The following is a 13,849-nucleotide window of genomic DNA, read 5'->3' as shown; positions in this document are numbered from 1 at the left end:
ATTGCTATTTTTGCTGCATTGTTACTCAGTGACGCTTGAGGTATGCAAACTGATTGGTGTCAATGATGAAGGTCTTGCGGTTGTTCTTCGCGATGACGTCAAGGATTATCCCAGTAACAAATAGCAGCAGACCGACAATGACGAGCATGATGGCGCCGATGAGCGTGGGGAAGTGGGCCACGAATCCGGTCGTGGCGAATTCGTAGGTCACCCCTCCACAGAGCGCGATGCCGACGATGCCAATGAGAAGGCCGATGGTACCGAAGAAGGGCAGGGGCTTGTATTCGCGGATCATGCGGAATATGGTGCCCATGACCTTGATGCCGTCGCCCACGGTGTCGAGCTTGGATACCGATCCGGCGGGCCGGTCCCGGTACTGGATGGGCATCTCATAGAGCCGTAGGTTGTTGTTCAGCGAGTGGATGGTCATCTCGGTCTCGACTTCGAAGCCGCGCGAGAGCACGGGATAGGTCTTGACGAACGTGAAGCTGAACGCCCGGTATCCGGTCATGATATCGGTGACATGCGCATTGAACAGGCCGTTGATGGAACCGCGGACCAGCCGGTTGCCGAAGTTGTGGAAGGGCCGCTTGTTCTCTTGGAAGTAGGTGGAGGAAAGCCGGTCGCCGATGACCATGTCGTATCCGTCGAGCACCTTGGCGACCATGGCCGGGGACGCGTCGGCCGGGTAGGTGTCGTCGCCGTCGGCCATGACGTAGACGTCCGCGTCGATGTCCTCGAACATGGCGCGGATCACGTTGCCCTTGCCCTGGCGGGGCTCGCGGCGCACGATGGCGCCTTCGGCTGCGGCAATCTCGGCGGTGTGGTCGGTGGAGTTGTTGTCGTACACGTAGACCGTAGCATCCGGCAGCGCGGCCTTGAAGTCGCGCACCACCTTGCCGATTGTGACCTCCTCGTTAAAACAAGGAAGAAGCACCGCAACGGAAGGCTGATTATTCTCGAACATGGTGGTTACTATACTTGTTGGCCAGTACCCGTGTACGACACTTAAGGAAGTATTTTGGCAACAAAGCGACTGCAAGGGACGCGTTACTCTAAGCCATCACCTCTTGCTGCCCGAGGTTTTCTTATCCGCCTGATAGCGGTATTCATATGCGCAGCAGTGGCGTCAAGCATGGTTATGTCGGCGTATCCAAGCATTCGCGAACGTCTGTTTCGGCTGGCTCCTGTTGCTTCAACGGAGTCTGTTCCGGTGCTGTGCATCCGGTTCCTGCTGATATTGATGCCTCTGCTGGTGATTGGCGCCATGATTGCTTTTGGCGTGAAGCCGGTGGGTATGTGGATGCACCGCCATCGCTTCATGCTCGGAGCAAGTGTCATAGCGGCTTGCGTGCTGTTGAATATTAGCGGCTCATCCATAGGCATGTGGAATTACTGGCTGGGACATGACATGTCTACGGACGTGGTATGGGGAACCCCTCGCATAATACGAACCGACGAATATGTGGTGGGCACTCCTCTGGCTTTTTCGCAAAGCTACTCCGGGTATAGCTACTTTAATGATTTGTTTGGCAATAAACCGGCGGACATGTTCATCGTCAAGGATGCACCTGTGCTGGCTCTTGCCGAGTTGTTTAGGCCGTTCCATTGGGGGTATATCCTCTTCGGCAGTAGCCGAGGACTTGCTTTTTATTGGTCTGCGCGCCTAGTGGTACTTTTCTTGGCCGCATATGAGTTCTTCCTCTGCATCAGCAATGATCGCCGGCAGGAGAAACACAAGGGTGTAGCGTTCGTTGGTGCAATCCTCATTGCATGTGCCCCGTTGGTGCAATGGTGGTTCGCGGTCAACGCACTGCCTGAGATGCTTATCGCAATATTCGTGTCCATCGTGTGCTTTGATCGATATCTTGGCGATACCGAGTCTGGCCATAGGGCCGCATATGCCGCAGTGATTCTGATATGCGCCGGGATGTTTGCACTGACCTTGTATCCCGCATGGCAAATCTCTCTGGGTTATCTTCTTGCGGTGCTGATTCTTTGTATTGTCATACGGCATTGGGGACATATTCGAATTTCACGGAAAGACGCCCTGATTTTTGTGGGCGAAATTGCCTTATTCTGTGTGATTCTTGGTTCTGCAGTGGTGACTTCGTGGGGCACGATTCAATCCATGCTGCACACGGCATATCCGGGCGCAAGGCAATCCATCGGAGGAGGGCTGCCCCCTCTGTCGCTGATATCATCCGTGGGCACTCTCTTTTTCCCGTTCAAGGATTATGTCGTTGACTCTGTAACAACAAATATGGTTGAGGCATCACGTTTCGTAGATCTATTCCCGCTCGGAATAATTCTTGCCGTATTCGGCATGATAAAGCGCAAAAAAGTGGATGTGCTTAGTGCCTGGCTTATTACAGTCATAGCGTTGTTCTCAATATTTGCCTGCGTGGGTATGCCGCTTTGGCTTTCTAAGATAATGATGCTGACTTCTGTGACTAGCGGCCGATGCGTGGTGGTTTTGGGCGTTGCGAATATCGCAGTGTTGGTGCGTGCGGCGGCCATTATCGATGGCGAACTTTCTTGGAAGCAGTCATTACTGGTGACTTTTGTGTTTGCCGCGATATTGGCATGGGCTAATCATGCGATGTATCTCTCGTACATTGGGCGGCTGCTGGTCGTGGTGTGTTTTGCCATAGCGGGTTTGCTCAGTTTCGCTGTTCTGAATAACGGCGTAATTGCTCGCACAGTTGTGGCGCCAATTGTGTCCGTTGGGCTGTTGGTATCAGGTTTGTCTGTGAATCCTGTGCAGTATGGGAGTGCGCCCGTGACTAAGCAGCCGCTGATACAACAAGTGCAGTCGCTGCAATCTGAGAATCCAGGAATGTGGGCAATAGATGACGCATTCGGCTCTCAGCTGGCGAATCTTGCAGTGGCAAATGGAATAAACACATTGAATGCGTTGGAAGTCACTCCTGATCTTGCCACATGGAAGAAGCTTGATCCCAATGGACAATGGGAAGAAATCTACAATCGGTATGCATTTGTTTCTGTGAACGTCGTGGAACAGGAGTCGGCCGATGTGTTCACATTAGTCGCGCCTGATTCGTTTACCGTGCATGTCGCGCCGGAGCAATTGCGCAAGCTAGGTGTGAGCAATGTGCTTTCTCCGCAGAAACTGGATGCGATGCAGTTCAATGGGTATTCGTTCGAGCGCATTGGCGAAACGATTGATGGGCGAACCCCATATCGAATTGTTCAACACCAGTAACAATGTCTTTTCTCGCCGTCTCGGTATGCCTGACGGTATGCTGTAGGTTATGGCTGAAGAACTGTTTACTCCCCATAACATCATTGTGACCGGTGGTTGTGGTTTCATTGGTTCGAATTTCGTGCATTACGTGTATAACAATCATCCCGATGTTCATGTGACGGTGTTGGATGCGTTGACGTATGCGGGCAACTTGGAGAACATCCGTCCGATCCTGGGCGATCGTGTGGAGTTCGTGCACGGCAACATCTGCGACGCCGAGCTGCTCGACAGGATTGTGCCGGGTCATGACGCGATCGTGCATTACGCGGCGGAGTCGCATAACGACAACTCGATCGCGAACCCGGAGCCGTTCCTGAAGACGAACGTGGAGGGCACGTTCCGCCTGTTGGAGGCGGCCCGCAAGTACGACGTGCGCTACCACCACGTGAGCACGGACGAGGTGTACGGCGACCTGGCTTTGGACGATCCGGCCAAGTTCACGGAGCGGACCCCGTACCATCCGTCCAGCCCGTACAGCTCGACGAAGGCGAGCTCGGACCTGCTGGTGCGCGCGTGGCACCGCACGTTCGGCATCCGCGCCACGATCAGCAACTGCTCGAACAACTACGGCCCCTTCCAGCATGTGGAGAAGTTCATCCCGCGCCAGATCACGAACGTCCTCGAGGGCCTGCGCCCGAAGCTGTACGGCAACGGCGAGAACGTGCGCGACTGGATCCATACGGACGACCACTCCACGGGCGTGTGGACCATCCTGACCAAGGGCCGTCTGGGCGAGACGTATCTGATCGGCGCGGACGGGGAACGCAACAACATCACGGTGCTGCGCGACATCCTGACCGTGATGGGCCAGGACCCGGACGCGTTCGACTGGGTGAAGGACCGTCCGGGCCATGACCGCCGCTACGCGATCGACTCCACCAAGCTGCGGACCGAGCTCGGCTGGAAGCCGACGCACACGGACTTCCAGAAGGGCCTGGAGCAGACCATCAAGTGGTACACGGACAACCGTGCCTGGTGGGAGCCGGCGAAGGCCGCCACCGAGGCCAGGTACAAGCAGCAGGGACAGTGATCCGATCATGGCATTTGAATTCGAGAAGGAACTGAAGGTCGAGAAGACGAACATCCCGGGCCTTCTGGTGTTCGACCTGCCGGTGCATGGCGACAACCGTGGCTGGTTCAAGGAAAACTGGCAGCGCGCCAAGATGATGGGCCTGGGTCTGCCGGACTTCGGCCCGGTGCAGAACAACATCAGCTACAACGCCACCAAGGGCGTCACCCGTGGCATCCACGCGGAGCCGTGGGACAAGTACATCAGCATCGCGGCCGGCGAGATCTTCGGCGCATGGGTTGACCTGCGCCCGGGCGAGAGCTTCGGCCAGGTGTACACGACCCGTTTGGATCCGTCCAAGGCAATCTACGTGCCTCGCGGCGTGGGCAACAGCTTCCAGGCACTGCAGGACGGCACGGTGTACACGTATCTGGTGAACGCGCACTGGTCGCTCGAACAGAAGAAGACCTACACGTTCGTGAACCTTGCGGATCCGGAACTGAACATCCAGTGGCCGATTCCGCTGGAGGAGTCCGAACGCAGCGAGGCCGACCTGCACCACCCGATGCTCAAGGACGCCAAGCCCATGGCTCCCAAGCGCACCCTGGTGACGGGCTGCAACGGCCAGCTGGGCCACGCGATCCGCGCCTACGCGGAAGCGCATGGTCTGGAGGGCTTCGAGTACACGGACATCGACGAGTTCGACTTCTCCGACCCGAAGGCATACGAGGCATACGATTGGAGCCTGTACGGCACGATCATCAACGCCGGTGCCTACACGGCCGTCGACAAGGCCGAGACCGCCGAAGGCCGTCCGACCGCGTGGAAGGCGAATGCCCAGGGTCCGGCTCTGCTGGCCAAGGTGGCCAAGGACCACCACATCACCCTCGTGCACGTGAGTTCGGATTATGTGTTCGACGGCACCGCCAAGGAACACACGGAGACGGAGGCGTTCGCCCCGCTTGGCGTGTACGGCCAGACCAAGGCTGCGGGCGACATCGCCGTGGCCAACGCACCTGAGCATTACATCCTGCGTTCCAGCTGGGTGATCGGCGAGGGGCACAACTTCGTGAAGACCATGATGATGCTGTCCAACAAGGTCGCCGACCCGGCCGACAAGCTGGAACAGGTCACCGTGGTGGACGACCAGTACGGTCGCCTGACCTTCACCCGCGACATGGCTGAGGCGATCTTCCACCTGCTCGACAGCCATGCCCCCTACGGCACCTACAACCTGACCGGCTCCGGCGCCGTGAAGTCCTGGGCTGATATCGCGGCCGAGGTGTTCGACCTGACGAACGGCAACGGCAGCAAAGTCAAGCCCATCAGCACCGCCGAGTACTTCGCGAACGCGACCAACCCGGTATCTCCGCGTCCGGTCAACTCCGCACTGGATCTTGCCAAGATCGGTGAAGCCGGATACGTGCCCGCCGACTGGGAGGAGACCCTCAAGACCTACGTGCAGAAGGAACTCGGCTGATAGCTGTTCATAACAGTTGACCTCAAGTGATAAAACCGCGCAGGCTCTCTGCGCGGTTTTTCATTTTGAATAAGAGTTAGCTAAGCTGAATATGTTTGTAGACGAATAATGAGTAAAACGTTGTGGAAAGCAGGTTTTTCATGAAAGGCATTATTCTCGCTGGAGGTTCGGGCACGAGACTGTACCCTCTGACCACGGTGACCTCGAAGCAGCTGCTTCCCGTATATGACAAGCCGATGATCTACTACCCGTTGAGCGTGCTGATGATGGCGGGCATCCGTGACATTCTGATCATCTCCACGCCGAAGGATCTGCCGAACTTCGAACGTTTGTTGGGAGACGGCTCCCAGTATGGCGTGAGCTTCTCTTACAAGGTGCAGCCTTCCCCGGATGGCCTGGCCCAGGCATTCATCCTCGGCGAGGAGTTCATCGATGGTGAGCCGTGCGCGCTGGTGCTCGGCGACAACATCTTCTACGGCAACGGTTTGGGCAGGACACTGCGCAAGGCCGCCACGGTGGAACATGGTGCCACAGTGTTCGGCTACTACGTCGACGATCCTGAGCGATACGGCGTGGTCGAATTCGATGAGAACAAGAAGGCCATCTCCATCGTTGAGAAGCCGGAGCACCCGGCCAGCAACTATGCGGTGACCGGCCTGTACTTCTACGACGAACGCGTCACCGAGTTCGCCAAGCAGGTCAAGCCGTCCCCCCGTGGCGAGCTGGAGATTACCGATCTGAACAAGATGTATCTGGAAGACGGCACCCTCAACGTGCAGACGCTTGGCCGCGGCTATGCCTGGCTGGATACCGGTACCATGGACTCCCTGTATGAGGCAGGCGAATTCGTGCGCACCGTGCAGCGTGCTCAGGGCCTGCCGATCGCCGTTGCCGAAGAAATCGCTTTTGAGAACGGTTGGATTACTCGTGATGAGCTGATGGAGGCCGCTGTGAAGTACGGTAAGTCGCCGTATGGCAAGCATCTGAAGGATGTGGCGGAGAACAAGATTATTGTTAAGCCGCACGACGCTCGATGATGTTGTTGGGTCGTGGTTGCTGTGCCGTTGCTATCTTTTGTCGTTATTGCCTATAACGTGCAGCCCTACATTATTCAATGTTTGCAAAGCGTCAAGGCCCAAACTTTGGATGATTTCGAGGTCATCGTAGTAGATGACGCGAGTACTGACGGTACGCTGGAATGCATTACTCGTGAAGTAGCGGATGATCAGCGGTTCCATATAATCGCAAAATCGGAAAATGAAGGTGCACACCTTGCCCGGCGAACTGGTGCGTTGGCGACCAAAGGACAGTATGTGTACTTCGTTGATGGTGATGACAGTATAAGTGCCTTACTATGCGAACAGGTATCCATGCTGACTCGTGCCTCATCTCCTGACATTATCCGCTTTGGATTGGATGCCTTTCCCGAAAGCGGTGCGGACGATGGCACGGCAATAGCTGTGGAAGCGGTCTTTAATAATGCCCAAGGCATGAGGACCTCTAGGGAAATTATAGAGACTGCATTCAGCGACATAATTTCCCCTCGTGACGTATGGAGCGTTACGGTATGCACTTATCGAGGTGATTCCATCAGAGAGTCTTTTTCCAAGATGACATCCAAGCGTCTTGGGTATATGGAAGACACCTACGAATTTTTTGTCATCGCAAATGAGTCTCAGACATTACAGAATTACGCTGATTTTCATGCCCTGAAGTACCGTATTGGAGCGGGCAGATCCGGGCGAAGATTGTATTCGGCAGAGGAGTTCTCGAAACGGCAACGAGAAGTGCACGAAATGTATCTTTTGCTGTGTGAGTATTGCAACTCTCAGCGAGACGATACCGATTTCTACAGTCGCACAAGCCTTTGGATGAAACGGCAATATCTTCTCATGCTTGTTACTGACTGGGTAACTCGTTTGCCAGCGGCGGATCAAGATAAAGGATATACGGCTATCGTTGAAACATGGGGTGCTGCTGACGCAGCAATCATGTTATTTGATCCCCTTATTGCACGTGGTGAGAGTTTGTTGAGCAAGAATTCGATTCCTCCCGGGAACGATGAGTTTTACCGGTGGGGGCAGATTCTCGCCAAGATAATTCCTTTGGTTGATGACGGCCGGAATTTACCTAGGTATGATCAATACCGGCAGTTGGAACAAGCTGTAGAGCATCATGTGGCGGAAATCCAATTGAAAGAGCAGCAGGCGCTGCAGGCAGAACAAGAACGGATAGAGGCGCAAGCGAGATTCAAAAAAGGTACACTCATGCGTCGCGTGATTGACAAAGTCATGCCGGCAGGTTCGCTGAACCGAGATTTGGTATCTGTGATACGCTCACATGCACAGCGTGCGAAGAGGGAAAGATAGCATTTTGCAGAATGATGTAGTGCGTGAAAGGACGGAGATGAGCGTTAATAGCGGGCATAAACAGCGACTGGGTATCTACTGTTTCTATGACAAGTATGGTCATGCTGCATCCTTTATCAAGACCTTTCTTGATGATTTGATGGATAACTTAGATGATCTAGTCGTAGTTGTAAACGGGCAACTTAGCGATCAGGCTCGTCAACTGTTCTCTGAATACACGAAGACGATCATCGTTAGAGAGAATAAAGGACTTGACGTCGCTGCGTACAAGCAGGCCATTCTCACACTCGGTTGGGAAAAACTTGAGTCATATGATGAAGTCATTTGCCTGAATGACACAGTTATGGGACCGGTGTATCCGTTCCGTGAAATGTTTGCGTGCATGGATCGCAAGGATGTGGATTTTTGGGGTATCACTGCGTATGTGGGTGAGACAGTTGATAAGGAGCAGATTCCAACGCATCTTCAGGCCTATTGGCATGCGTACAGGCGCTCTTTAGTGTCTTCCCCGGCGTTCCACGAGTACTGGGAGACCATGCCTTTGTGGAAAGACTACGCAGAGGTTACCCGCAAACACGAGATGACCTTCACCAAGCATTTCGCTGATTTGGGCTTCACCTGGGCCTCGTACATCGATTGTCGAAAATATCAGGGATATTCTTCATATCCGTTGCTGTACATGCCGATGCAAATCGTGCGAGATGATCGATGCCCTATTTTCAAGCGCCGTTCTTTCTTCGTGGATTACAGTGCTTATTTCGACCAGACGGCCGGTCAGCCAGCTCTGGATTTGTACGAGTACCTTCGAGATCATACTGACTATGACGTGGATATGATCTGGGATGCTATTTTGCCGTCCTACAACATTGACGATATCCGCAAGGCCATGCATCTTGATTATGTGCTGCCCTCACAGGCCATCAATCCACAGACGCATGATCATCCTCGTTCGGCGTTCATCTATCACGTCTACTTCATGGATTTGCTAGAAGACACTTGCCACTACATTGCATCGTTGCCGGAAGAAACAGATCTATACATCACCTCTACCGAAGATAAGATTCCCCAGATTCGGGAATACATGCAACAGCGTGGGATTTCTCATCAGGCGACATTCATCCCCGTTATCAATCGTGGTCGTGATGTCTCGGCTCTGCTTGTGGCCGCTTGCCCGGTGGTGTTGAGCGGAAAATATGACGTCATTGGTTTCGCTCATGATAAGAAATCCAGCCAGAATCAGGAAAATGGACATCATGGCACCGAGAGCCAAGGATTCGCGTACAAGCTTATGGAGAATACGCTTGGCAGTGAGGCATATGTCAAGAACATTCTGACGTTATTTGCGGAGAACCCGCGTCTTGGTCAGGTGGCGCCTCCGCCGCCATATCACGCTTTGTACTTTGCGCACACCATTCCTCACGATTGGGGCGCAAATTATGAGATCACGAAGGAGCTTTTGGAAGACAGGCTGGGCATTCATGTGCCGCTCTCTCCCACTAAGCCAACTGCATCCGCGATGGGGTCGTGCTATTGGTTCCGTGTTGAGGCATTAAAACCGTTGTTCGAGTATGGGTGGAAGTATGAAGACTTCTTGCCCGAAGGACAGATGGGCGAAGACGGTACTATTTCGCATGCCATCGAACGAGCCAACGGATATATATGTCAATCGCGTGGATATTATCCGTCATGGGTGCTTTCAGATCGATATGCTCGCATTGAAGTGGATTCGTTGTTCTATACCGCTGCCATGATGATGGGCTCGTCTGCAGAAGCACGTCGCGGAGAATCATTGCTGACGAATTTGCGTGGTTTGAATTTGGCGACTTCTCGTTGGAGAACACTGAAAATAGCCAAGCATCGCACACATTTAGGACTTCAATGGATCACGTCACGAACTGTGCTTAAGCTTCCTAAGCCAGCACAGAGCGTCATCTACACTGCAGCATGGGCTCCAATTACCGCGGTACGATTTGTGATTGGACAAATCAGGGCGGTGCTTCGTGGTGATTTCAAGCACAAAAGTGCACCTAAAAAATAATAGTTGATGGCAAATGAGGATATGAATACGATGCTGATAAAGCTAAAAGAGCGCTACCGCTATTCGTTCATTGTGCTTAAAGAAATGGTGAGAACTGATTTTAAGCTGCGCTATCAGGGATCATTTCTAGGAATTGCGTGGTCGGTCTTGAAGCCGTTAATGCTGTTCTGTGTGATGTATGTGGTGTTCGTCAAATTCCTGAAGTTTACCGATGGCACGCCGACTTTCCCGCTGGTCTTGCTGCTGGGTATCAGCTTGTGGAATTTCTTCGCTGAGGCGACGAATATGGGATTGACGGCTATCGTAGGCAGAGGGGACATTCTGCGTAAGATTCATTTCCCCAACTACATTATTGTCGTCTCTGCAACGGTCGGCGCTTTAATCAGCTTGGCCATCAACATGTGTGTAGTGCTGGTTTTTTGTATTTTTAATCAGGTGCACTTCACCTGGAATGTGTTGTGGCTCCCGCTTAATTTCATAGAATTCTATGCTCTTGCTTTGGGAACGGCCCTGTTGCTAGCCGCATTGAATGTGTATTTCCGTGATATGCAGCATATTTGGGAAGTGCTCATGCAGGTGTTCTTCTATGCAACGCCTATTATCTATCCTCTGTCGCTGGTAACTGAAAAAACGAATAATCCTATTTTCGCGAAAATTATGTTGCTGAGCCCGCCGGCCCAGATTATTCAGGATATTAGGCATAACCTCATCGCGCCGGATACCACGCCAACAGTGTGGAAAGAGATCAGCAACTGGGGTATTCGTCTCATCCCTGTTGCCTTGACTTTCTTTATCCTATGGTTGGGTATTCATATATTCCGTAAGTACAGTCAGAAATTCGCGGAGGTGCTGTGATGAATAACGCACAAGAGGGCACGATGGACAATCGTAAGACTGTACTGAAAGTTGAGCACGTAGCCAAATCATTTCGGTTGCCGACGGAGCAGGCGTCAGGCCTGAAACAGGCCGTTATCAACTGGACTAAAGGAATTAGCGGATACAAGATGCAGCATGTGCTGCGCGATATCAACTTTGAGGTCAAAGAAGGGGATTTCTTTGGCGTTGTCGGTCGAAACGGAAGCGGAAAATCGACACTGTTGAAGTTGATTTCGGGCATTTATATGCCGGATCAAGGTTCAATCTCTGTTGACGGGAAACTGGTCTCATTCATTGAGCTTGGCGTTGGTTTCAATCCTGAACTGACCGGTCGAGAGAATGTGTACCTTAACGGTGCCCTTTTAGGATTTAGCCAAGAAGAAATCGATGCAATGTATGACGACATTGTTGAGTTTTCAGAGCTTAGCGAATTCATGGACCAGAAGCTAAAGAACTATTCCAGTGGTATGCAGGTGCGTTTGGCATTTGCGGTCGCCATTAAGGCTAAGGGCGACATACTGGTCTTGGATGAAGTATTGGCTGTGGGCGATGAAGCGTTCCAACGTAAGTGTGATAATTTCTTCACCGAAGTGAAGCAAGATCCCACGAAGACAGTTATTTTGGTAACTCACTCCATGGATTCGGTTAAGAAATATTGCAATAAGGCTATCCTCATAAAGGATGGAGAGATTATTGCGTCCGGAAACCAGGACGATGTAGCAGATCGTTACACGCTGGAGAACTTCAAGAAGAATGCAGGTCCCCTTGGTGATGATGCCAATAATGAAACAGACGATAAAGAGTATCCTACGGGTCTTAGTGAACGAGTGCCCACCCTTAAGGTCAATATATCGAGTTCATCGGTGGCTGATGGTGTTGAGCCGCTCGAATTTGAAATCGAATATGAGTTTAATGAAGACCGAGAAGCGTACATCGGTATTGCATTGCTTGATTCTCGTCGCAGTGGACATGCTTATGATGCGGGATCGCAGACCGACAATCTTGGCATGGTCATCACGCAGCGTGGGCACCGGACTATGCGTTTTGAAATGCCGCTTGATATCTTCAACAATGGTGAGTTCAAGATTTATGCCACTCTGCGATCTGTTGAAAAACCCGGCGATGATCCGCAAATGATCGCATTCACGAACGATGAGAACAGCGGTTATTTTGCTATTCGCAATGATCGCAACGGTGAGGCTGGCATGCTGAGCAGCCGAGCGATTCAGATTAATAGACTCGATTGATCTTATCTTCGATAGAGGCATGTATTGGATATTGCTGAATATGCTGACGCATTGGTGAGCGGTGAGCCATCATTACGAAAATCTTTACTTGTTGAAGCTTCCAATAAGTACGGGATCGCGGGAATCGTATCTGCCGTTGCTTCCAAATACTGGATTAATTCGGTAGAGGCCGTGCGAGCATTAGGGCCGATAGCGGGCCTGGCACAGCCAAAAAGGACTGTTCATACAGTTGCGCTCTATTACTCGGGGCTATCCATCGGCGGTGCTGAACGCGTGACGGCATTCCTTGCCAACCTTTGGGCCGGCATGGGATATCGGGTAGTGCTGATTACCGACGATGACACTAGTGCATATGAGTACGAAGTGAACCAGATTGTTGAGCGCCGCATTATTCCGAGTTACTGCAAAGCGAATGCGGAGAACTACGAGAACCGGGCAAAAGCGTTAGCGGATATCCTCAATGCGGAGCAAGTTGACGCTCTAGTGTACGGGCAATGGCTTGGACAAACGCTTCCCTGGGATATGCTGCTCTGCAAGATGAGCGGCGTATCTTTCCTCATCTACACTCATGGCGTCATGCGTTGCATGTTCGACGCAGATTGTATGCGCGCCGAGTTGGCTTTGACGTATCGATACTCAGATGGCGTCATAACGTTATCTGATGTGAATACACGTTTCTGGCAACTATTCAATGCTCATGTATGGCAGACCATTAATCCATTAACCATCGAGCCGGATTCGTCGAAACGCGCGGCGCTTGATTCTTATAACATTGTATGGGTTGGGCGCCTGTCATTATTCGATAAGCGTCCGGATGAGGCATTGCGGGTTATGGCTGAAGTGGTCAAACAGTGTCCTGATGCACATCTGATTATGGTTGGTCCTTTTGCAGATGATGCAACGGAACAACAGCTTCGTCAGTTGCGAGATTCTCTTGATCTATCTGATGCTGTGAGTTTTGTAGGTGCTCAGGATAATGTACTTCCTTACCTACAGAAAGCCAGTGTGTATCTTCATACATCTCTATATGAGGGCTACGGTATTGCTCTGGCCGAAGCGAAAACAGTGGGCATTCCAAGCGTTATATACGCTTTGCCGTATCTGACTTTGGTTCAAGACGAGAGCGTTATCCAGGTGGGGCAAGGAAACCGATCTGCAGCGGCATCTGCTATTTGTGGTTTGTGGCAGAACCCCGAAAAGATGAAGCAGTTGGGGGATATTGCCTTCAACAGCATGGTGGGTATGTCCAATTATGATTTCGCGCGCCTGTGGAGAGGAATATTCGATTCACTGGGTTCCTCAACTGCCTCTAGTGCCGATGATGATGTGATGGTTGACTTGATGATTGATGCGCGTATTGCATCCTCGAAGAGTTATGAGGAGCGCATAAATTCTTTGTGCTCGAATCAAGCGCTATTAGAACAGTCGTTGTCTTCCAAGAGCATGGAGATTCAGTCCGTAAAAGAGTCGACATCGTTCAAGGTTGGTTTGCTGATTACCGCTATACCGCGCAAAATCAAGGCAATTTTGAATTCACTACGCAGATAACCAATTTTGTGGTG

10 protein-coding genes are annotated in these 13,849 nt (G+C 52.1%); 9 read left to right on the top strand and 1 reads right to left on the bottom strand.

Annotated features, from left to right (window positions below):
• Nucleotides 1–25 precede the first annotated feature (25 nt).
• The gene (locus NBH12_RS01150) at nt 26–967 is read right to left on the bottom strand and encodes a glycosyltransferase family 2 protein (RefSeq protein WP_250819070.1); all 942 of its coding nucleotides are present in this window, start codon (nt 965–967) and stop codon (nt 26–28) included.
• Nucleotides 968–1,135: 168 nt separating this feature from the next.
• Between NBH12_RS01150 and NBH12_RS01145 the strand changes: the two genes are divergently transcribed.
• The 9 genes from NBH12_RS01145 to NBH12_RS01105 all read left to right on the top strand — a co-directional run bounded on the left by NBH12_RS01145 (nt 1,136) and on the right by NBH12_RS01105 (nt 13,835).
• Nucleotides 1,136–3,226, top strand: a complete 2,091-nt coding sequence (locus tag NBH12_RS01145; protein WP_250819069.1) for a DUF7657 domain-containing protein — start codon at nt 1,136–1,138, stop codon at nt 3,224–3,226.
• Nucleotides 3,227–3,275: 49 nt separating this feature from the next.
• Nucleotides 3,276–4,298 carry a dTDP-glucose 4,6-dehydratase gene (gene rfbB / locus NBH12_RS01140; RefSeq protein WP_052787474.1) on the top strand — a complete coding sequence of 341 codons (1,023 nt, stop codon included), beginning with the start codon at nt 3,276–3,278 and terminating at the stop codon, nt 4,296–4,298.
• A gap of 7 nt (nt 4,299–4,305) precedes the next feature.
• Complete coding sequence (locus tag NBH12_RS01135; RefSeq protein ID WP_052787475.1) at nt 4,306–5,757, top strand: sugar nucleotide-binding protein; 1,452 nt, start codon at nt 4,306–4,308, stop codon at nt 5,755–5,757.
• Between the two features lie 140 nt (nt 5,758–5,897).
• Entirely contained in the window at nt 5,898–6,794 is an 897-nt protein-coding gene (gene rfbA, locus NBH12_RS01130) for a glucose-1-phosphate thymidylyltransferase RfbA (protein WP_052787476.1), read from the top strand.
• Between the two features lie 12 nt (nt 6,795–6,806).
• On the top strand, nt 6,807–8,126 hold the full coding sequence (locus NBH12_RS01125; RefSeq protein WP_052787477.1) for a glycosyltransferase family 2 protein: 1,320 nt from the start codon (nt 6,807–6,809) through the stop codon (nt 8,124–8,126).
• 37 nt (nt 8,127–8,163) lie between these two features.
• On the top strand, nt 8,164–10,164 hold the full coding sequence (locus NBH12_RS01120; RefSeq protein ID WP_052787478.1) for a rhamnan synthesis F family protein: 2,001 nt from the start codon (nt 8,164–8,166) through the stop codon (nt 10,162–10,164).
• Between the two features lie 21 nt (nt 10,165–10,185).
• Nucleotides 10,186–11,019 (top strand): ABC transporter permease, encoded by an 834-nt coding sequence (locus NBH12_RS01115; RefSeq protein WP_015439287.1) that lies wholly within the window; start codon nt 10,186–10,188, stop codon nt 11,017–11,019.
• Nucleotides 11,019–12,287 (top strand): ABC transporter ATP-binding protein, encoded by a 1,269-nt coding sequence (locus NBH12_RS01110; protein WP_015512077.1) that lies wholly within the window; start codon nt 11,019–11,021, stop codon nt 12,285–12,287. The genes NBH12_RS01115 and NBH12_RS01110 overlap by 1 nt, the downstream gene beginning before the upstream one ends.
• 24 nt (nt 12,288–12,311) lie before the next feature.
• A complete protein-coding gene (locus NBH12_RS01105; protein ID WP_015439285.1) occupies nt 12,312–13,835 on the top strand; it encodes a glycosyltransferase in 1,524 nt (507 codons plus the stop codon).
• Nucleotides 13,836–13,849 lie beyond the last annotated feature (14 nt).

Origin of the sequence: Bifidobacterium sp. M3-N-101, from assembly GCF_023656805.1 — a bacterium.
In the GTDB taxonomy this organism is placed as follows: domain Bacteria; phylum Actinomycetota; class Actinomycetes; order Actinomycetales; family Bifidobacteriaceae; genus Bifidobacterium; species Bifidobacterium breve.
This window is presented reverse-complemented; position numbering and strand designations above follow the sequence as displayed.

Coding starts and splice junctions, on each gene's coding strand:
- NBH12_RS01150 (WP_250819070.1), bottom strand. CDS start 967: ATGTTCGAGAATAATCAGCCTTCCGTTGCGGTGCTTCTTCCTTGTTTT.
- NBH12_RS01145 (WP_250819069.1), top strand. CDS start 1,136: ATGGTTATGTCGGCGTATCCAAGCATTCGCGAACGTCTGTTTCGGCTG.
- rfbB (WP_052787474.1), top strand. CDS start 3,276: ATGGCTGAAGAACTGTTTACTCCCCATAACATCATTGTGACCGGTGGT.
- NBH12_RS01135 (WP_052787475.1), top strand. CDS start 4,306: ATGGCATTTGAATTCGAGAAGGAACTGAAGGTCGAGAAGACGAACATC.
- rfbA (WP_052787476.1), top strand. CDS start 5,898: ATGAAAGGCATTATTCTCGCTGGAGGTTCGGGCACGAGACTGTACCCT.
- NBH12_RS01120 (WP_052787478.1), top strand. CDS start 8,164: ATGAGCGTTAATAGCGGGCATAAACAGCGACTGGGTATCTACTGTTTC.
- NBH12_RS01115 (WP_015439287.1), top strand. CDS start 10,186: ATGAATACGATGCTGATAAAGCTAAAAGAGCGCTACCGCTATTCGTTC.
- NBH12_RS01110 (WP_015512077.1), top strand. CDS start 11,019: ATGAATAACGCACAAGAGGGCACGATGGACAATCGTAAGACTGTACTG.